The organism is Mucilaginibacter sp. (genome assembly GCF_036383575.1).
Classification (GTDB): domain Bacteria; phylum Bacteroidota; class Bacteroidia; order Sphingobacteriales; family Sphingobacteriaceae; genus Mucilaginibacter.
Genome location: NZ_DASVOB010000711.1, coordinates 1 through 19,715, shown reverse-complemented (window position 1 = coordinate 19,715; position 19,715 = coordinate 1). Strand labels below are relative to the sequence as shown.

At 42.7% G+C, this 19,715-nt stretch carries 18 protein-coding genes; 16 read left to right on the top strand and 2 right to left on the bottom strand.

The genetic code is table 11. The features are described from left to right. Positions 1-58: 58 nt before the first annotated feature. The 4 genes from VF500_RS25555 to VF500_RS25540 are packed head-to-tail and all read left to right on the top strand — an operon-like array spanning position 59 to position 6,883. Positions 59-3,517, top strand: coding sequence for a response regulator (locus VF500_RS25555; protein WP_330862373.1), 3,459 nt, complete (start codon positions 59-61; stop codon positions 3,515-3,517). A gap of 2 nt (positions 3,518-3,519) precedes the next feature. Next, a complete protein-coding gene (locus VF500_RS25550; protein ID WP_199719352.1) occupies positions 3,520-4,350 on the top strand; it encodes a CheR family methyltransferase in 831 nt (276 codons plus the stop codon). Beyond that, positions 4,340-4,927: a chemotaxis protein CheB gene (locus VF500_RS25545; RefSeq protein WP_330862372.1), complete on the top strand. Its 588-nt coding sequence runs from the start codon at positions 4,340-4,342 to the stop codon at positions 4,925-4,927. Before VF500_RS25550 ends, VF500_RS25545 begins: the two co-directional genes overlap by 11 nt. 27 nt (positions 4,928-4,954) lie before the next feature. Next, positions 4,955-6,883 (top strand): hybrid sensor histidine kinase/response regulator, encoded by a 1,929-nt coding sequence (locus VF500_RS25540; RefSeq protein WP_330862371.1) that lies wholly within the window; start codon positions 4,955-4,957, stop codon positions 6,881-6,883. Here the strand turns inward: VF500_RS25540 and VF500_RS25535 are convergent. Then, on the bottom strand, positions 6,880-7,365 hold the full coding sequence (locus VF500_RS25535) for a methylated-DNA--[protein]-cysteine S-methyltransferase (RefSeq protein ID WP_330862370.1): 486 nt from the start codon (positions 7,363-7,365) through the stop codon (positions 6,880-6,882). The two genes, VF500_RS25540 and VF500_RS25535, sit on opposite strands and share 4 nt — an antisense overlap. A 93-nt stretch (positions 7,366-7,458) precedes the next feature. Between VF500_RS25535 and VF500_RS25530 the strand changes: the two genes are divergently transcribed. From VF500_RS25530 to VF500_RS25485, 10 genes are all read left to right on the top strand, one after another. After that, positions 7,459-8,142, top strand: coding sequence for a heme exporter protein CcmB (locus VF500_RS25530; RefSeq protein ID WP_330862369.1), 684 nt, complete (start codon positions 7,459-7,461; stop codon positions 8,140-8,142). A gap of 202 nt (positions 8,143-8,344) precedes the next feature. Further along, on the top strand, positions 8,345-9,586 hold the full coding sequence (locus VF500_RS25525; protein ID WP_330862368.1) for a hypothetical protein: 1,242 nt from the start codon (positions 8,345-8,347) through the stop codon (positions 9,584-9,586). Positions 9,587-9,597: 11 nt separating this feature from the next. Then, positions 9,598-10,023 carry a Rieske (2Fe-2S) protein gene (locus VF500_RS25520; protein WP_330862367.1) on the top strand — a complete coding sequence of 142 codons (426 nt, stop codon included), beginning with the start codon at positions 9,598-9,600 and terminating at the stop codon, positions 10,021-10,023. Positions 10,024-10,032: 9 nt separating this feature from the next. Then, the gene (locus VF500_RS25515; RefSeq protein ID WP_330862366.1) at positions 10,033-11,103 is read left to right on the top strand and encodes an imelysin family protein; all 1,071 of its coding nucleotides are present in this window, start codon (positions 10,033-10,035) and stop codon (positions 11,101-11,103) included. 8 nt (positions 11,104-11,111) lie between these two features. Next, entirely contained in the window at positions 11,112-12,485 is a 1,374-nt protein-coding gene (locus tag VF500_RS25510) for a di-heme oxidoredictase family protein (protein ID WP_330862365.1), read from the top strand. Between the two features lie 348 nt (positions 12,486-12,833). Further along, positions 12,834-14,018, top strand: a complete 1,185-nt coding sequence (locus tag VF500_RS25505) for a carboxypeptidase-like regulatory domain-containing protein (protein ID WP_330862364.1) — start codon at positions 12,834-12,836, stop codon at positions 14,016-14,018. Between the two features lie 109 nt (positions 14,019-14,127). Further along, positions 14,128-14,829 carry a cytochrome c biogenesis protein CcsA gene (ccsA, locus tag VF500_RS25500; RefSeq protein WP_330862363.1) on the top strand — a complete coding sequence of 234 codons (702 nt, stop codon included), beginning with the start codon at positions 14,128-14,130 and terminating at the stop codon, positions 14,827-14,829. A 1-nt stretch (position 14,830) separates the two neighbouring features. Continuing rightward, positions 14,831-15,040 (top strand): CcmD family protein, encoded by a 210-nt coding sequence (locus VF500_RS25495; protein ID WP_121227648.1) that lies wholly within the window; start codon positions 14,831-14,833, stop codon positions 15,038-15,040. A gap of 152 nt (positions 15,041-15,192) precedes the next feature. Then, on the top strand, positions 15,193-16,629 hold the full coding sequence (locus VF500_RS25490) for a Glu/Leu/Phe/Val dehydrogenase (RefSeq protein ID WP_330862362.1): 1,437 nt from the start codon (positions 15,193-15,195) through the stop codon (positions 16,627-16,629). 94 nt (positions 16,630-16,723) lie between these two features. Further along, positions 16,724-17,233 (top strand): hypothetical protein, encoded by a 510-nt coding sequence (locus VF500_RS25485; protein ID WP_330862361.1) that lies wholly within the window; start codon positions 16,724-16,726, stop codon positions 17,231-17,233. On the opposite strand, the gene VF500_RS25480 is transcribed toward VF500_RS25485, so the two are convergent. Beyond that, positions 17,230-17,361 carry a hypothetical protein gene (locus tag VF500_RS25480; RefSeq protein WP_330862360.1) on the bottom strand — a complete coding sequence of 44 codons (132 nt, stop codon included), beginning with the start codon at positions 17,359-17,361 and terminating at the stop codon, positions 17,230-17,232. The two genes, VF500_RS25485 and VF500_RS25480, sit on opposite strands and share 4 nt — an antisense overlap. 228 nt (positions 17,362-17,589) lie before the next feature. Between VF500_RS25480 and VF500_RS25475 the strand changes: the two genes are divergently transcribed. Together VF500_RS25475 and ccsA (VF500_RS25470) are read left to right on the top strand one after the other, a co-directional pair. Then, the gene (locus VF500_RS25475; protein ID WP_330862359.1) at positions 17,590-18,000 is read left to right on the top strand and encodes a cytochrome c maturation protein CcmE; all 411 of its coding nucleotides are present in this window, start codon (positions 17,590-17,592) and stop codon (positions 17,998-18,000) included. A 9-nt stretch (positions 18,001-18,009) separates the two neighbouring features. Further along, positions 18,010-19,715 (top strand): cytochrome c biogenesis protein CcsA (gene ccsA, locus VF500_RS25470; RefSeq protein WP_330862358.1); only part of this gene is annotated, 1,706 nt, incomplete at its 3' end.

Genomic DNA, 19,715 nt, shown 5'->3' with positions numbered 1-19,715 from the left:
AGTTTACATTACAGCTTTTTTTAAACATATTTGTAATTCAGACTAATACGAACACCTAATGTTGAAATTTTCCTTCCGCCAGCAGGTTTTAGCGGGCTTTGTAGTATCGATAATCCTTGTTTTTGTGGTTGGTGTTTTATCGTACACCAGCATCCGCCAGTTTGAGGAGGACAATGTTTGGGTTGATCATACACAAAACGTTATCCGCTCGTCAAATAATCTGTTGCAGCATCTTATTGATGCCGAAACAGGGATGCGTGGTTATGGGGCAACCAACAAAAAAACATTTCTTGATCCATACAACGAGGCACTTCCTCGTATTGGTGTTGACTTGCAGGAGTTGCGCGATCTTACTAAAGACAACCTGGTTCAACAAGCTCGCATAGATTCTTTAACATCATTAGTATCATCGCAGCGCGCCATATTAAAAACAGATATCGATACCCGTGAAGCCAAAGGTTTGGACTTCATGGTACAAAACGATATGTTTTTGAATGGCAAGCACAATATGGACATGATCAGATCGATCATCGCCAATGTCATCAAGTCGGAAAGCCAGTTTTTGCATGACCGTAAAAAAAGCTCGGAGACGGCGTCCGATAGGGCTGTTCGCATTATTATTTTCGGTTCCATTATTTTCCTGATCATCATATTGGTATTGTTCTTCTACATTCAAAAAACGTTTGATCAGCAAAAGAAAATTGAAGAGGAGATCAGGGTTGCCAACATTGAGCTTGGTAAAGTACTTGCCGATAACGAAGCTAAAAACTGGCTGCTTACCGGAACCGGCCAGTTGAATGAAAAAATGCAGGGCCAGCAGGTTGAAAAGGAACTATCAAATAATATATTAAACGAGGTTTGTACCTATACAAGTGCTGCCGCGGGTACATTTTACCTATATAATGAAGCAAACAACAAGCTTGATCTTTATGCTTCGTATGCGTTCCACAACCCCGACTTTATAAAAAAAACGGTACAAATGACCGAAGGTTGGTTGGGCCAGGTTGCAAAAGATGGTAAGGCCGCTGTTGTAAAAGGCAAACTGAACGATAAGCTTGAGCTTTCATCGTCAGTATTAAAAACCGAGCTGGCCGAATCGTTCATTATACCTTTCTTTTTTGATAAAAAGCTTAAAGGAGTAATGGAGATTGCTTTTAATGAAGGGATCTCAAAAAATAAATCTGAATACATTTTAGCTATCGCCAATGATATAGGCATAGCAGTAAATACTTCGCAGGCACGCACCATTATGCATGACCTGTATGAGGAAACTCAGCAGCAAGCTGAAGAACTGGAAGCACAACAGGAAGAGCTGCGTGTTACCAATGAAGAGCTTGTTCAAAAAACAGAAGAGCTTCAGGCTTCAGAAGAAGAACTTCGCGTACAACAGGAAGAGCTGCGCACCACCAATGCCGAACTGGAAGAAAAAGCCAGTTTGCTTGAAGAAAAAAATCAAGCCATTGAACAGGCCCGCCATGCTATTAACCTTAAGGTTGAAGAGTTGGAGACCACAGGCAAGTACAAATCGGAGTTTTTGGCAAACATGAGCCATGAGCTGCGTACACCGCTTAACAGTATCCTGGTACTGGCGCGTATCCTTAAAGATAACAAGCCTGCCAACCTTTCTGAAGACCAGATCAAATATGCCAGCGTTATTTTCAACGCCGGTAATGACCTGCTTACCTTGATCAATGATATCCTCGACCTTTCAAAAATTGAATCGGGCAAGCTGGATATGCAGAATGAAGATATTAAGGTAAATGATATTGTTGGCGATATGGAAATGCTGTTTGCCGAAGTAGCCAGCAACAAAAAGATCAACTATACCACAAATGTAGCTAAAGAACTGCCGCAAACCATATTTACCGATAAGGTACGTCTTGAACAGGTGGTTAAAAACCTGTTAAGTAACGCGTTTAAGTTTACGCCAGAAAATGGCTCCATTTCAATAAATGTAAGGCCGGGTGCAAAAGATAAGAGCATCAGCTTTGCCATCAAAGATTCGGGTATCGGGATCCCTGCCGATAAACAGAAAGTTATATTTGAAGCATTTCAGCAGGCCGATGGTTCAACAAGCCGTAAATATGGTGGTACCGGTTTAGGTTTATCTATAAGCCGCGAGCTTGCTTACCTTTTAGGCGGCAGCATAACCCTGAGCAGTGAGCCGGGTATAGGCAGCGAATTTGTGCTTACAGTACCTTTCGAAGCCAAAATAACAACTGCTACCGTAACTGAAGATATACTGCCAACTGCAGAAACCTTTAAAGCAACTGCCGAGTTTTTAGCACCGGTTAAAGCTGCACAGCGCGAGCCGGGCAGAGAGCCTTTGGTAGTAATTGTTGAAGACGATAAAAACTTTGCCAATATATTGCAGGATTACGCCCGTGATCATGGTTATAAATCAGTTATGGTGTATGAGGGTACCCGAGCGGTTGAAATTGTGAAGGAAGCCAGGCCCGATGCGGTTATATTAGATATCATGCTGCCTGGTAAAGACGGCTGGCAGATACTAAAGGAGTTGAAGAACGATGAGGATACGATGCATATCCCGGTTCACCTGATGTCGGCGGGGGATGCAGCGGCGAACCGCGTACGTAAGGAAGGTGCCATCAACTTCATGAAAAAGCCTATCAACACCGAAACGCTGGATAAGCTTTTTGCTGATATTATGGTACAAAGCGGTACCAGGTTTAAACAGATCCTGCTGGTTGAAGATCATAAAGCGCAAAGCCAGGCATTGAAAGACCTAATGCAAAGCCAGGGTATAACCGTCGACCAGGCCTTTGATGGTGAATCGGCGTTCAGGATGCTGCACGAAAACGAATACCAGTGTGTAATACTCGACCTTAACCTGCCTGATATTTCTGGTTTGGATCTGTTAGATAAGATCAAAGAGGTTGACCGCTTTGCTTCGTTGCCGGTTATTATTAATACAGCCATGGAGCTTGATAAAACATCGGTAAACAGGCTAATGCATTATGCCAATGCAATGGTAGTAAAAACCAATAAATCATCCGACAGGCTGATTGACGAGGTTAACCTGTTCCTGAACAAGATCAGCGAAACTGCAATTACCCCGGCGGCGCAAGCATCGCCGGCAGTGCCTGCAAAACCTAAAACCTTAACTAAAGGCAAGGATGCTATTAAAGGCAAGAAGGTGCTCATAGTTGATGACGATATGCGTAATATTTTTGCGTTGAGCAGTGCCCTGCAAAGCTATGACCTCAATGTAGAGATAGCCAACGACGGGGAAGAGGCCATAGCCAAACTGGAAGAAATAAGAGATATAGATATTGTGCTTATGGATATTATGATGCCTAAAATGGATGGCTACGAAGCCACAAGGCATATTCGCAAGCAAAACAAATGGGCTAAGTTGCCTGTAATAGCATTAACTGCAAAAGCAATGAAAGACGACCGCGAAAAATGTATAGCGGCCGGTGCTAATGACTATATCACCAAACCGGTTGATATGGACAGGTTGATATCGCTGATGCAGCTTTGGCTTGAAAGTTAATTATGGATACAGCGCAGGGAATTATATCAAATGCACAGGTTCATGAACTTATTGATATTGTAAGAAAGGTTCATGGGTTTGATTTTTCGGGTTATACCAAAGCATCGTTAAAACGGAGGTTGACCCGGATCATGCTGCTTAACAAGTTTGAGTTTTATGACCTTAAGCATGTGCTGATTAATAATGCAGATTTTTTTCAGGGCTTCCTGGAAGAAATTACGGTTAACGTAACCGAGATGTTCCGCGATCCTTCTTTTTATCGCGCGGTTAATGCCCAGGTTGTCCCGTATCTTTCAACCTATCAGCATGTGAAGATATGGAGTGCAGGCTGTTCAACAGGCGAAGAGGTGTATTCCATGGCTATTTTGCTGAAGGAGGCCGGTTTGGGAAAGAAATCGTTCATATACGGTACGGATATCAATACCGAAGTTTTAAAGGAGGCCCGCAAAGGGATCTATAGTCTGCGTAATATAAAAAGTTACGCCGAAAACTATCAGTATACTGATTTAAAAGGTTCAATTACCGATCATTTTACTATTTTGTACGATGCTGCATCGGTACACAATGAATTGAAGCAGAATACGTTGTTTTCGGTACATAATTTAATATCTGATACGGTATTTAATGAGTTTCAGATGATAAGCTGCCGGAATGTTTTTATTTATTTTGAAACATACCTGCAGGAGCGGATCCTTGACCTGTTTTATAAAAGCCTTTGCCCGCTGGGCTATTTATGCCTTGGCAGCAAAGAGACTATCCGGTCAGATTCGTTTAAGAGTAAGTTTAAGGTGATCAACCAAAAGGAAAACATTTATCAAAAAGTTGGGACCTGATAAAAAGTTACTGGAGAGATGGCATGCCGCCCAGATAGTGTTATTTGGCGGTTCGGCGGGCTCGTTCAAAATTTTGTTCCGGATCATAAAAGATCTTCCCGAAAAACTGGGAAAAACTGTAATCCTTATCATACACAGAAAGAAAAATTTTTTCAGCGAAATAGAAAAACTGTTTGCTGAAAATAGCCGTATGTACATGCGCGAAATTGAGGACAAGGATATTCTTAAAACGAATACCATGTTTATTGCCCCTGCAAACTATCATACGCTAATTGAAGAGGGCGGTTATTTTAGCCTGGATGTTTCAGAACCGGTATGGTATTCAAAACCATCAATAGATGTTACTTTTGAAAGCGCTGCCGAGGTTTATGGCGATAAGTGTATTGCCATATTGCTTTCGGGGGCCAACCAGGATGGCGCCGAAGGCTTACTAAAATTAAAGAAAAGCGGCAGCCTCACTATAGCGCAGGAGCCAGGTGACGCAGAAATGGCCGAAATGCCAAAGGCAGCTATAAATTTAGGCGCTGCCGAATACGTTTTAACACAGGATGAGATTTTTAAACTTTTACTTTCGTAACAATCAGCAACCCCTAATTAATATTAAATGACCCCTGTTAATATTCTTATTGTTGATGATAGAGAAGAGAACATAATTGCTCTTGAAGCATTGCTTGAGCGCGATGATATTAAGATATTCTCTACAACTTCGCCAAACGAGGCCCTTAAAATTGCCTGGGAAACCAATATAGCTATTGCTTTGGTTGATGTGCAGATGCCTGAGATGGACGGTTTTGAGCTGGTTGAAATGCTTAAATCAAACCCGCGTACCAAAGATATCCTGGTAATTTTTGTAACTGCTATTTCAAAGGAAGCCAAGTACGCCGTAAAAGGCCTCGGTACCGGAGCTGTGGATTATCTTTACAAACCGCTTGATCCTTACATTACATCGGCCAAGGTTGATTCATTTGTTCAGTTAGCCCGTACCCAGGCCGAAGTAAAGCAAAAAAATGATGACCTGCAGGATTATGCCATCGTTGTAAAAAACTCGGCCGATATCATCACTTCAGTTGATGCGCAAAGCCTCCGCATTGCTAACATCAACCCAACTGTCGAAAAAATAATGGGCTTCAGGCCTGCTGAGTTGATCGGCAAAAGTATTGTTGACCTGGCTATTGATGATCATAGGGCCGGATTTCGCCAAAAACTGGGCGAGATCATTAAAGATAACCTCAGCTTTGCAATTTTTGAATTTAAGTTTGAAACCTTTGATAAAAGGGTAATTTGGGTGGAGTGCAGGGCAGCATATCGCAATAAAACCATATTTATCAATATCAGTGATATTTCTCCGCAAAAAAGTTACCAGGAGCAGTTGATCAAATCAAAAGAAAACGCGGAGTACAGCAAAAAAGTAAAGGAAACTTTCCTGGCCAATATGAGCCATGAATTGCGTACACCGGTTAATGGTATTATCGGTATCACATCGCTTTTGCGCAAAACAGCCCTTACCGATCAGCAACTGGGGATGCTTGATCTGCTTGATACTTCATCAAAATCATTATTGGGCGTGATCAATGATGTGCTTGATATATCAAAAATTGAGGCAGGCAAATTCAGCATTGTGCGTACGGCAAATAATGTTTATGACATTGTAAATTCGGTTTTTAACCTGCTTAAGTTTAAAGCCGACGAAAATAATATCGAGTTTTTGCTGGATATTGAAGATGAAGTGCCGCAATACCTCATGTTGGATTCATTGCGCCTGAACCAGATATTGATGAACCTGCTGAGCAACGCGCTTAAGTTTACCGAAAGGGGATACGTGAAGCTCAAGATCACGGTACTTCAAAAACACAATGATAAGGTGAAATTGAAGTTCAGCGTTGAGGATACAGGTATCGGCATCCCAGCCGACAGGCTTAACCGGATCTTTGAATCGTTTGAACAGGCCGAAGAAGATACCGTAAGTAAATATGGCGGTACCGGGCTTGGTTTAACCATCGTAAAAAAGCTTGCCGAGTTAAAGGGAGGCGAACTTACCGTAAGCAGCCAGGTAGGCAGGGGCAGTACTTTTAATTTTGTAAACTGGTATACCATAAGCCTTAAACCTAAAGACAAGGTAAGCCCTAAAAAAGATAAGATTCTGCCGCCGTTTAACGGCGTGAGGGTGCTGGTAGCCGAAGATAACATGGTAAACCAGTTTATGCTCTCCAAAATATTAAAAGACTGGAATGTAGAGGTGGAGATGGTTGATAACGGCCGCAAAGTAATTGAGAAACTTAATAATAAAGAGTACGACATTATTTTAATGGATACCCATATGCCCGAAATGAACGGTTACCAGGCAGCTAAAACCATTCGTGTTGATTTTGAGGAGCCTAAAAGGAGCATTCCTATTATATCATTATCGGCAGCAAGTTATGACCATGAGCAGCAAGAGGCCTTATCGGCAGGGATGAATGATGTGCTTTCAAAGCCGTTTCAGCCTTTTCAGTTGCATGAAAAAATATCGAGGCTGTTAAAGGTGGATGTTTAAAACTCCAATCTGGTTTGTCCAACACCTGATACCTTTGCCTCGTGCTCAAGCAGCCATTTTTTGCGCCATACGCCACCGGCATATCCTGTAAGGCTGCCATCTGAGCCTATTACCCGGTGACATGGTACAACAACCCAAAGGTGATTTCGGCCATTGGCAGATGCGATGGCCCTTATAGCCAAAGGATTGTTCATCTGGTTTGACTGCTGGGCGTAGGTAATGGTTGCCCCATAAGGAATGCGCAATAACTCATCCCAAACCTGTTGTTGAAAGTCGCTGCCTTCCTGTTTAATAGGAAAAGTAAATTCTTTCCTTGTACCTGCAAAGTATTCATTTAACTGATCGATAGCGGTTTGCAGCAATTCTGTAGCAGCTGGTTCAATCTCGTAATCTTCGTCACGTATGGATACCGACGCTATAAAGCCGTCTTCTTCAGTAATGCGGGCAATGCCAACCGGTGTGCGGAAATAAGCTACAGGCATGAGTAATTGGTATGTTATAGCCAAAATTAAGCTAATTTTATTAGCTTGTCAAATGCCTCCCTTCACTCGCGGGTAATTATTACATTTGCGCTCATGAAACTGGTTAACGAAACATGGTACCTGCTAAAAAAAGAGATTTTGCTGGAATGGCGGGCAAAGTATGCTTTTAATGGCGTTTTGCTGTACGTGGTTTCAACCGTGTTTGTTTGTTACATTTCATTGAACCTTAATCCCGGCTTTTCAAACAGTAGTGGTTACGCGATAGTTTGGAACGTATTGTTTTGGATCATCATGCTGTTTGCATCAGTAAATGCTATAGCCAAAAGCTTCATGCAGGAAAGTAAAAGCCGGTTACTCTATTATTATTCCATTGCCAGTCCGCAGGCCATCATCCTGTCTAAAACAATTTATAATATTTTGCTGATGGCTTTATTAAGCACATTGGCATTAGTGATATTTAAAGTGTTTTTCCCCAATACCCTTGGCGACCCATTATATTATTTCCTTGCTGTTTTATTAGGGAGCATAAGTTTTTCTACTGTGTTTACCATGATCTCGGCCATTGCATCAAAGGCAGGTAATAATGGTACGTTGATGGCCATATTAAGTTTTCCGGTTATTATCCCGGTTATACTGGTACTCATTAAGCTGAGTAAAAGTGCCATGGATGGGGTAGACCGAAGTTTCTTTTACGGTAACATAGGTGTTTTGTGTGCTATCAATGCCATTGTTATAGCTACAGCGCTGTTACTTTTCCCTTATTTATGGCGCGACTGATTTGCTCCCTTTGCGCTAATTAACTATCTGCATTCTTTTACTGATCTAACTTTTGGCTAACGTGTTGGGACGAGGCATGCTGGTGCATTGCTGCAAAACGGCAAATTTTGGCGCTTTTCTTTACATTATTTTCTAATTTCATTTTAATTTGGATTAAGTCTAAATTAGTAATTACTTTTGCCACCGACTTAACCAAACAACAATGCATGCTAAAACCCTTACTTTAGTTGTACTTTCTTTTTTTGTTTCGGGCACGGTACTGGCGCAACAGCCAAACACCTCAACTGCCGAAGATTCACTTAATAACAATACCGTTAAAAGTTCGCTTTTATCCAATACTACCATAGGTGGTTACGGTAATGCTTTTTACCAGTATAATAACAATCAAAAAACGGCCAAGGTTGATCTTGAACGTTTTGTGTTATTTGTTGGCCACAAATTCAGCGATAAGATCTCTTTCTTTTCTGAAACCGAGTTGGAGGACGCCAAAGTAAACGGCGGCGAACCTGGCGGTGAGATCACTATTGAGCAGGCTTACCTGAAATTTAACCTTAATCCTAATCAATACATAGTTGCCGGTTTGTTTTTGCCAAGGATAGGCATCCTGAACGAAAACCACCTGCCAACCACCTTTAACGGTAACGAACGTAACTATGTAGAAACGTTAATTATTCCGGCCACCTGGCGCGAATTAGGCGTTGGTTTTTATGGCCGCTTAAATAACTTTCCTATAAATTACTCAATTGGATTGATGAACGGCTTAAGCGCCGGCGGTTTTACCCACGGTACCGGCATTGTTGATGGCAGGTTTGAAGGCCGTAACGCAACAGGTACCAACCTTGCGGTTACCGGTGCACTTCAATACTATCAAAGCGGTTTCAAAGCGCAGCTATCAGGCTACTACGGCGGTACTGTTGGCCTCCGCAAAACAGAGGCCGATAGCCTTGGCTTAAACTCGGGTGTATTTGGTACCCCGGTTGCTATGGGCGAGGGTGATATCCAGTATAACGGACAAGGTTTTTCAGTAAAAGTATTAGGCTCCATTCTTTCTATTAAAGATGCCGATAAGATCAACAGGGCTTATGCCAGTAATACCCCTAAAACCGCCTACGGTGCTTACGCCGAAATTGGTTACGATCTGCTTTACCGCAGTAATTATGGCAAAGTAAACGCCCCGCAACTCATTGTTTTTGTACGCGATGAAAAGCTGGACTTGAATGCCAGTATCGCCTCAAACGGTATAACGGATCAAACGCTTAATAAAAACTATGTGGTAGCGGGATTAACTTACTTGCCGCTTCGCAATGTGGTGGTTAAGGGTGATGTTAGGCTTGCCCATAGTGGTGTGCAAAACCCGGCGCTGATCATTAACCCAAGCCCGGTTGCATTGCCATACCAAACCAGTAATACTTTGATTAACCTGGGTATTGGATATTCATTTTAAACTTAAGCACCATGGATAGAAGAGAATTTGTTAAACAGTCATGCTCGCTATGCCTTGCGGCAGGTGCCGGTATGCTGGTGGGCTCGTTATCGGGCTGTGCTACCATACCTGTTTATAAAGCGGCTGTAGCAAATAACACGGTAACCGTTCCGGAAACCATTTTTGGTACAACTAATTTTCAAATGATCCAGCCTAAAAACCAGTACTATAATATCGGTTTAAAAAAGGAGGCTAACGGCACTTATACTGCGCTGCTGTTGAAGTGCACCCATGCCGATAATCAACTTACACCGGTTGGCACTAACGGCTACAAATGCGATTTGCATGGCAGCACTTTTAATAATGAAGGCCAGGTAACTGCAGGGCCTGCCGAGCGTCCGCTTAAAAAGTACACAACAGAAGTTGTATCCAATCAAATCATAATTCATCTAACTTAATTTTTTACCATGAAAAATACCTTACTTGGCCTGTCATGCATAGCTGCTGTTGCCCTTAGCAGCTGCGGAAAAGACAAAACACCTGTTCAAAATACAACTGTTGATGAGCAGGAAGTGATAACTCAGTTTGTTAATGTTGTAGGTAATCCAAACTACGCTGATATACAGGTTAAGGCCACAGCATTAAACACTGCGATAGTTGCCTTTTTAGCTACTCCGACAGATGCTAATCTTGCCACTGCACGTGTAGCATGGAAAAGTGCCCGTCAGCCATGGGAACAGGCCGAAGGCTATTTATTTGGCCCGGTTGAAGATAATTATTACGATCCAACTATGGACAGCTGGCCTTTAAACAGAACAGATGTTGATGCCTTGATAGGAAGCTCCGATGCCATAACATTGACTTCTGTTGACGCTCTTGACGGTTTCTCAAAAGGCTTTCACGGTATTGAATACATTATTTTTGGTCCGGGTGGCACAAGAAAAGCGGCCGATATTACCGCACGCCAAAAAGATTATCTGAAATATACAAGCGAAAGCCTGCTCAATACAACCACAACACTTCGTGATAGCTGGTTGGTAAAACCGGCTGATTACGCTAATGAGATCATCAACGCCGGAAAAGGAAGCACAGCTTTTAAAACGCGTAAGGACCTGTTTGTTACTATTGCAACTCAGATGGCTGCTATTTGCGAGGAAGTAGGTACAGGTAAAATGGCCGAGCCTTTCACAGAAAGGGATTCGACTAAAGACGAATCATCATATTCGCACAATACCACTACCGATTTCATCAACAATATACAAGGTGTACTCAATGTTTACACCGCGACTTATAATAGTGCTAAAGGTACTACAAGCTTAAGTGCTTTGGTTGCTTCAAAAAACGCAGCTTTGGATACCAAGATCAAAACACAAATACAAACTGCACTATCGGCAATGGCTTTGATAACCCCAACTTTTGAAAAAGCTATCTATGATAACCGCGACAAAATTTCAAATAGTCAAACTGCCCTGGCAACCCTGCAAGCCACACTTGAAGGCGATTTGATCACATTTATACAAACTAATATTAAGGACTAATTTTTAAAGTGAAGAAATTAAGCGTAATAGGCGCGTTGGTGCTTTTGGTGCTGCTGCTGGCAAAATGCCAGAAAGCAGCCCAGTTCTCTGCAGATAAATATGACGAGCGTTTATCAGGAGGTGATGCCACTGTGTTTGATATTACCTCGCACTCGTTTGGCAATATGTTTCCCGGACTTTCGGGCTATGATGCAGAGGTTCATAGTTTAGGCGACGCAGCATTCAGCAAGATATTTGTTACTGCGCCTGCACCTATTAATCCGGGGTTAGGAACTATCTTCAATAACAACTCCTGCATTTCGTGTCATCATAATGATGGGATCGGCTTGCCAACAGCCGGCGAATCAAATTCGTCGCTCTTAGTGAGGATCAGCATTCCCGGTACAGATGCGCATGGCGGCCCTCTTGCTGCACCTGGTTATGGTTTGCAATTGCAGGACAAAGCCGTTTTTGGAAAAACGCCTGAGTGCAAGGTTAATATTGCTTATAATGAGGTAGTATACAATTTTCCGGATGGTGAAAGCTATGCCTTGCGCGCGCCTACTTATACACTAAGCAATCTGTATACGGCTCTGTCGGCGGGATACATGTTGTCACCACGCCTGGCACCGCCAATGTATGGTTTAGGATTGCTGGAAGCTATACCTGAAAGTACTATCGTTGCTATGGCCGATCCTAATGATTCAAACGGCGACGGCATAAAGGGACATGCCAACTACGTTTGGGATGTAGCGACACAGTCGCGCAAACTGGGTCGTTTTGGCTGGAAGGCCAACACTGCATCGTTGCTTACCCAAGTTGCTGCTGCTTACAACCAGGACATCGGTATTACCAATAAGATATTCCCGGTTGAAAACTCTTTTGGTCAGTCGCAATACGATGGGTTGAAAGATGACCCTGAACTGGCCGATAGTACATTAAATGCTGTGAGATTTTATGCGGCTACACTTGCTGTTCCGGCCCGCCGAGATGTTACCGATGCTACCAATAAAAGGGGCGAATTATTATTTAAACAAGGAAAATGTGAAAGTTGTCACCGCCAAACCCTTACAACAGGTATAAATGTAGCTTTCAAATCGGTTTCAAACCAGGTGATCCATCCTTATACAGATATGCTGGTACATGACATGGGGCCAGGCCTTGCTGATAACCGCCCCGACTTTTTAGCCGGTGGACAGGAATGGCGTACTGCTCCGCTTTGGGGTTTGGGCTTGTTTGAAAAGGTTAATTATCCGGGCTATTATCTTCATGATGGCCGTGCCCGAAGTATTACCGAAGCCATTATGTGGCATGGCGGTGAGGCAGAGTCATCAAAAGTATTCTTTAGTACCTTGTCAAAAGTTGACAGGGATGCCATGTTGAGCTTTTTGAAGAGCCTGTAATTAGTTTACAATGATGTTTTGAAAGCGGCATGGAGCAATTCATGCCGCTTTTTATTTGTCCACTCAGGGTACTCTGCGAGAGACCCTGAGGGGACGTGAAAAACCATGTCATTGCGAGGAGCGGCAAAGGAATGAGCCGGGGCGCGACGTGGCAATCGCATGCTATACAGGGCGGACATGCATTGGCTACGAGATTGCCGCGCTTCGCTCGCAATGACATATTTTATTTATTACCAACTTGCGCTCGTTAACAAAACAACGCAACAAAAATTATACGTCAACAATTCATTAACCGTTCATAAAAAATGTGTTTTTTAGTAGATTGAAAAAATATCCTAATTTTATTTAATGCGTTTTTATTGGTTTTTGCTTATTGCGTTTGTATGTCCGCTCATAGTTTCGGCGCAAACCGGTACTATTACAGGTAAGGTAGTGCGGGCTGATACTAAAAGCCCGGTACCCAATGCAAGCGTGTTTTTAAATAATGCTACTTACGGCACTTCCACAGCCGAGGATGGTACTTTTACCCTGGCTGGAGTAAAGCCGGGCCAATACCAACTGGTAGTCACCGGTGTAAGTATTGAAGAATATTCTACAACTGTACTGGTTGGCCGCGAACCGGCAAAACTGAGTATTGAAGTTAACCAAAAAGTGCTGATGCTGCGCGAAGTGGTGATCAGCAGCAGTGCCGACTGGAAAAAGAACTACGAACTGTTCAGGAAAGAATTTGTTGGCGATACCGAAAACGGCAAAGAGTGTAAGGTTACCAATCCGCACATCCTTAATATAATTTACCATAGAGGCAAACAGCAACTGGAAGCATCAGGCGATGAGTTTTTAGTGGTGGAGAACCTCGCGCTGGGATATCGCACTAAATTTTTGCTAAAAAACTTTTTGTACGATGCTATTGAGCACACCATATCCTATTCGGGAAGTGCTTTGTTCGAAAACCTGCCCGGCAGTGCTGCTCAGAAGAAGCTTTGGAAGCAGAAACGCGAGCAGGCTTACTACGGATCTGCTCAGCATTTTTACCGTTCACTTTATAAAGGTAAACTAAAAGAGGAAGGGTTTGAGGCGCATGATTTTACGAGACAAATTAACCCTGAACGACCTGAAGAAGCGGTGCTGATGCAGAAGATGAAAAAATACCGTGAAGGCCCGCGCGATTCGGCAATGCGTTACTACAATCTGTCGAAAATGACCAAATGGTATCGTGAAAACCTGGCCAAGCTGCCTTACCAGGAATTTGAGATCCTGCGTAAAACCCCGCAGGACGGCATCTATGCGCTTACTTTTCCGCACTTTTTATACGTTGCCTATACCAAACGCGAAGAAACTACAGAGTTTAAAGATGTTTACCATCCGCTGGATATGCCCAACTACGAAACCAGCATCATGACCAAATATTCGGGCTATATAGCTTTTGATATGAATGGCATTGTGGTATCAAGTCCAAGCCCGCTTTATGAGGGCTCGTGGTCAAAAGCCAAGCTCGGCGATTTGTTGCCGGTTGATTATGAGCCTGGGGATTGATTTGGTTCACCGGTTGATTAGTTCACTGGTTCATTGGTGTTGTGCAATGCAGAATTTGCGTCATGCTGATATACTAATGAACAAATGAACAAGTGAACAAATAAACTAATTGACTACCTTTACCGCACAATTTAATATGAAGTTTATTTATCAAACATGGTGGAAGGTAGCAGCTGTTTTGCTGGTATTATCTACCTTTTACACCGGCCTGGTTTTCAAAGCGCCGAGGCTGCCAATTATTCACGAAACCATCCGTAATTTGTATTTCCACGTACCTATGTGGATGGGTATGCTGACGGTATTTGTGGTATCGGTTTATTTTAGTATTAAGTATCTGCAAACGGGTAAAGAGGAGCATGACTTGGCCTCTGTTGAATGTGTTAATACGGGACTGCTGTTTTACAGTTTAGGGCTTTTAACCGGCATGTTATGGGCAAAATATACCTGGGGCGAATTTTGGAGCGGTGACCCTAAGCAAAACAGCGCGGCGATTGCATTTTTACTGTACTGCGCTTATTTGGTGCTTCGTAACTCTATTGATGAGGAGCAAAAGCGGGCCAAGATCTCGGCCATCTACAACATCTTTGCTTTCCCCATTATGATTGTGCTGATATTTGTTTTACCCCGTTTAACAGATTCATTGCACCCGGGCAGCGGCGGTAACCCTGCATTTGGTAAATACGACCTTGATAACGGCATGAAAATAGCCTTTTATCCGGCCATGCTGGGCTGGAGTTTTATTGCCCTTTGGATAGCAACTATCCGCTACCGCATCCGTTTAATTGAGAATAAGAAGAACGCTATAAATTAAGATGAAGAAATTAACGCTTTTATTGTTGCTGCTTACCTTTTGTACCGTTGTTTTTGCACAACAGGGGCAGCAAGTTGAAATGGCAGATGCTCTGCGCCAATCGGGAAAAATTTACGTAGTTGTTGCAACTATTTCCATAATTTTTGTTGGACTGGCCATTTACCTGTTTACTATAGACCGCAGATTAAAAAAAGTCGAAAACGAAAAGTAGTTCAAATAATATGTTTAAACAATTTAAACATATTTTTCGTGGTAGTGTAGGGTAGTGTATAGGGCACACTAACTAAGAAATATTTGCAATATTGATAAAAATTGTACCAAATTTGCTCACTTTTTTAAGAGATTAATATTTATACAATAGTTATGGCTACGAATATTTTGATTGCCGACCAAGAAACACACTTCTTTAGCGACGTGTGTAAAAACTTCGATTATGCCGCCCAATTCACCAAACACGATGCAGGCCTGCTTGATCAAATTAAATCATGTAACAGTGTTTACCGCTTCCGTTTCCCTATCCGCAGGGGCAACGGTTTCGAGGTAATTGATGCCTGGCGCGTTGAGCACTCGCACCACCAGTCGCCGACCAAAGGCGGCATCCGCTACAGCGAAATGGTGAACGAGGATGAGGTGATGGCCCTTGCCGCACTCATGACCTACAAATGTGCCATTGTTAATGTCCCGTTTGGCGGTGCCAAGGGAGGTATCAAAATAAACCCTAAAAACTACACCGTAAGCGAGCTGGAAAACATCACCCGCCGTTATACAGTTGAGCTGATCAAAAAAAACTTTATTGGCCCAAGCATTGACGTACCTGCACCTGACTATGGATCGGGCGAGCGTGAAATGAGTTGGATTGCTGATACTTATGCCACCATGAACCCTGGTCAGCTGGATGCTATGGGCGCTGTAACCGGTAAACCTATTGCCCTGCATGGTATTGCAGGCAGGAGGGAAGCCACTGGTCGTGGTGTGGCCATTGCTACCCGTGAGTGTGTAAGCGTTGGTGAGGATATGCAAAAGATCGGTTTGCTGCCGGGCTTATCAGGCAAAAGGGTAATTGTACAAGGCCTTGGTAATGTAGGGTACTATTCGGCTAAATTCTTATCCGAAATGGGGGCGATCATAGTTGGGCTTTGCGAGTTTGAAGGCGCTATTTATAACGAAAATGGTTTAGATATCGAAGCTGTATTCCAGCATCGTAAAGCTACAGGTTCCATTTTAGGTTACGCTGCTGCAATTCAGGAATTTACCAATACCATGGAAGGTCTTGAACAACCATGTGATATTTTGGTACCTGCCGCTCTTGAAAATCAAATTACAGAAGCAAACATCCGCAACATACAGGCTAAGATCATTGTTGAAGGCGCTAATGGCCCAACATCGCCCGAGGCCGAAGCGATATTTTATGCGAATGGTGGGATGATTGTACCTGATATGTTTGCCAATGCAGGCGGTGTAACCGTATCATACTTTGAATGGTTAAAGAACCTGAGCCACGTAGCTTTCGGCAGGATGAACCGCAGGTTTGAAGAAAATTCCAACCTTAACCTGGTAAACATGGTTGAAGGTATCACCGGAGTAGCTTTAACCCAGATGCAACGCTCAACCATTATTAAAGGTGCATCAGAGCTTGAGCTGGTAAACTCGGGACTGGAAGATACCATGATCCGCTCATACCATGAGATCAGGGAGATATACAAAAGCAATCCGGAAATCGGAACGCTGCGTAATGCTGCCATGGTTGGTGCTATTAATAAAATAGCGGTGTCGTACCAGAACTTGGGTATCTGGCCGTAATTAAGGATTTAATAGTTTTATATATAGCGAGGTGGGTTTGAAAAAGCCCACCTCGTTTTTGTTTAAATTTTAAATTTGCGTCAAAATTATTAGTATGAAGACGGCAGATGTATTGAAAAATAAGGGACGAGATCAACGAAAATTTCAAGCTGCTTTGAAACCATATTTAGTGACTTTTTATGTGTTGTGTTTTTTTACGTTTTTTTATTCTGTATTCAATTTTAGGGATGTTTTGATTGATTATAAGCTACCACTGCTTTTAGCAAGTGTTTTTGGGCTTATTGGTATTCTTTTCACTAAAAGTAGGGAGAATTATTTTTTTGCCTTTCTTGGATATGGATCGCTGCTGGTTGGGATTCCATTATTTATTAACAATGCTTTTGCCTATAACCAGACAATCGAAATTAAACTTATAATCAACGATAAACATCACGCAGCAGGTAGGCACGGACCTTCTGTTGATGTTCGATATGATAACTTTGATAAGGAGATTAATGTAGATGATAATGCAGATTTAGATAGCTCATCATATATTGTGCTCCATGTGAATAAAGGTTTTCTGGGGTATTATGTAATAAGGGATACCAAGCTGGTGAAAAACTAATTTCCGCGATAGGGATCGTAGCGTATACCGGCCAATGAGCGTAATGCCTGCAGGCGTATGAGCGTAGAGCCCGGGCCGCAGGCATCGCCAACCATTGCAAAAAAAGGATAATTTAATAAAGTCCTCATCAGGATGCGAAGCAATTTTCACCCCCACGTCATTGCGAGGAACGAAGCAATCGCGAACTATACAGAGTGGCTCTGCGAGTAGGGGATTGCTTCGTTCCTCGCAATGACGCTGCTTCTTGAATATCATATTAAGAATGATTCTAAATAATACATATGTCTTGTAATAAACATTATTCGCTGCATGTTTTGTATTTTTGCAAATCGTTATTTTAATTATATAAACCGCGGATGAAAAAAAGTGCAATTTTTGGTCTTGTTGTTATCGCTATAGCTATAGCGGTTATCATTAGTGTTTATTCAAGCTCAAGCACCTATGCTTCCTTTGCCGAAGCACAGCAAACCAGCAGCGAACTGCATGTAATAGGCCATTTTAGCAAGGGGAAGGAAATGGTTTATGACGCCACTAAGGATGCCAATTATTTTTCATTTTACATGAAAGATAATAAAGGCGAGGAGCGTAAAGTTGTTTTTACCGGTACCAAGCCCGAAGATTTTGAGCGTTCAGAACAACTGGTACTTACCGGCCAGATGGTTGGCATCGAGTTTCACGCCTCAAAGATCCTGATGAAATGCCCATCCAAATATACCCAGGATAAGTTAGAAGTTACAGAAGCAAAGGCTAAGCAAGCCAGCATTTAATCATTTTTGATGAATACAGTTTTTAAGGGCGAACACCTTTTACCGGGACAAATCGGCCAGTTTTTTATTGTTCTTTCGTTTGGTGCAGCCCTGCTGTCATTTATAAGTTACTATTTTGCTACTACTGACGATGCCGGCAAGGCCAACAGTAGCTGGCAGCGTTTAGGCCGTTTAGGTTTCTACGTAAACTCTATCTCTATTTTAGGAATGGGCACCTGCCTGTTCTATGTGCTTTATAATCATTATTTCGAGTATCATTACGCCTGGGCTTATACTTCGCGTTCATTGCCTGTTTATTACCTCGTTTCCGGTTTCTGGAACGGGCAGGAGGGAGGCTTTTTGCTGTGGGCCTTTTGGCAGGCTGTTTTAGGTAATGTACTTATTGCAAGGGCCAAGTCATGGGAGCGCCCGGTGATGACTGTTGTGGCCCTGTCACAAGTGATATTGGGTACTATGGTGTTGGGCATCGATATTTTTGGTCAGCGCATAGGTAGTTCACCATTCCTGTTGCTGCGTAACTCGGGTATCGAAGCGCCTATATTTTCACAGCCTAACTACCTCGAGTTTATAAAAGACGGGCAGGGAATGAACCCATCGCTGCAAAACTATTGGATGATTATTCATCCGCCAACGTTGTTCCTGGGCTTTGCATCAATGATTGTTCCGTTTGCTTATGCGGTTGCCGGACTTTGGCAAAAACGCTATAAGGAATGGGTTCAGCCTGCTATATCGTATGCTTTGTTTGGGTCTATGATATTGGGTACCGGTGTTATTATGGGCTCGTTCTGGGCATATGAATCGCTGAATTTCGGTGGTTTCTGGGCTTGGGACCCGGTTGAGAACGGTTCGATATTCCCTTGGTTAACAATGGTGGCGGCTTTGCACGTGCTTATTGTGTTTAAGAATACCGGTCACTCATATTTTACAGCTACATTGCTGGTACTGCTGAGCTTTGTATTAGTATGGTACACTTCATTCCTTTCAAGGAGTGGTATTTTGGGCGAAAGCTCTGTTCACGCTTTTACCGATCTTGGTATGTTTTGGCAGCTGGTGATCGGGATCCTGATATTCCTTGTGTTATCTGTTGGGATTTTGGTATGGAGATGGAAAGAATTACCTATCACCAAAAAAGACGAAGAAACCTACTCACGTGAGTTTTGGATGTTTGTAGGTTCGGTATTTTTAGGATTGTCATGTTTCCACCTTATCATTGTTACATCTGTACCGGTTTGGAACGCTATGTTCGGTACAAAAATTGGTCCTGCTGATATAAAACATTATAATGTGATCCAGTCGTCGTTTGCGTTTGTGGTGACACTGCTTACCGGCTTTACCCAGTTCCTGAAATATAAAAAGACTGATATTACCCGGTTTTTTATTACTACCGGCGTTTACTTCGTATTTGCCATATTGATTACGCTGCTTGTTGTTTACCTGAGCGGGGTTTACCGTTTGAGCTTTGTGTTTAACCTGGTGATGTGTGGTTCGGTTTACTCGGTTATTGCCAACGCTAAAGTTTTGGTAGACGCTTTTAAAGGTAAATTTAAGCTGGCCGGTTCGGCTGTGGCGCATTTGGGTTTTGGTTTGTTGATGGTTGGGGCCGTTATTTCGGCCGGTACCAGCAAAGTAGTTTCTGAAAATGTAAGCGGCGTGGTTAATGTACAGGGCTTTGATTCCAAAGCTGGTAACGCACGCGAAAATATCATGATCTACAA

What these genes read in the sequence shown, in the direction of transcription:
- VF500_RS25555 (WP_330862373.1), top strand. Translation starts at nt 59, where the DNA reads ATGTTGAAATTTTCCTTCCGCCAGCAGGTTTTAGCGGGCTTTGTAGTA.
- VF500_RS25550 (WP_199719352.1), top strand. Translation starts at nt 3,520, where the DNA reads ATGGATACAGCGCAGGGAATTATATCAAATGCACAGGTTCATGAACTT.
- VF500_RS25540 (WP_330862371.1), top strand. Translation starts at nt 4,955, where the DNA reads ATGACCCCTGTTAATATTCTTATTGTTGATGATAGAGAAGAGAACATA.
- VF500_RS25535 (WP_330862370.1), bottom strand. Translation starts at nt 7,365, where the DNA reads ATGCCTGTAGCTTATTTCCGCACACCGGTTGGCATTGCCCGCATTACT.
- VF500_RS25530 (WP_330862369.1), top strand. Translation starts at nt 7,459, where the DNA reads ATGAAACTGGTTAACGAAACATGGTACCTGCTAAAAAAAGAGATTTTG.
- VF500_RS25525 (WP_330862368.1), top strand. Translation starts at nt 8,345, where the DNA reads ATGCATGCTAAAACCCTTACTTTAGTTGTACTTTCTTTTTTTGTTTCG.
- VF500_RS25520 (WP_330862367.1), top strand. Translation starts at nt 9,598, where the DNA reads ATGGATAGAAGAGAATTTGTTAAACAGTCATGCTCGCTATGCCTTGCG.
- VF500_RS25515 (WP_330862366.1), top strand. Translation starts at nt 10,033, where the DNA reads ATGAAAAATACCTTACTTGGCCTGTCATGCATAGCTGCTGTTGCCCTT.
- VF500_RS25505 (WP_330862364.1), top strand. Translation starts at nt 12,834, where the DNA reads ATGCGTTTTTATTGGTTTTTGCTTATTGCGTTTGTATGTCCGCTCATA.
- VF500_RS25495 (WP_121227648.1), top strand. Translation starts at nt 14,831, where the DNA reads ATGAAGAAATTAACGCTTTTATTGTTGCTGCTTACCTTTTGTACCGTT.
- VF500_RS25490 (WP_330862362.1), top strand. Translation starts at nt 15,193, where the DNA reads ATGGCTACGAATATTTTGATTGCCGACCAAGAAACACACTTCTTTAGC.
- VF500_RS25485 (WP_330862361.1), top strand. Translation starts at nt 16,724, where the DNA reads ATGAAGACGGCAGATGTATTGAAAAATAAGGGACGAGATCAACGAAAA.
- VF500_RS25480 (WP_330862360.1), bottom strand. Translation starts at nt 17,361, where the DNA reads ATGAGGACTTTATTAAATTATCCTTTTTTTGCAATGGTTGGCGATGCC.
- VF500_RS25475 (WP_330862359.1), top strand. Translation starts at nt 17,590, where the DNA reads ATGAAAAAAAGTGCAATTTTTGGTCTTGTTGTTATCGCTATAGCTATA.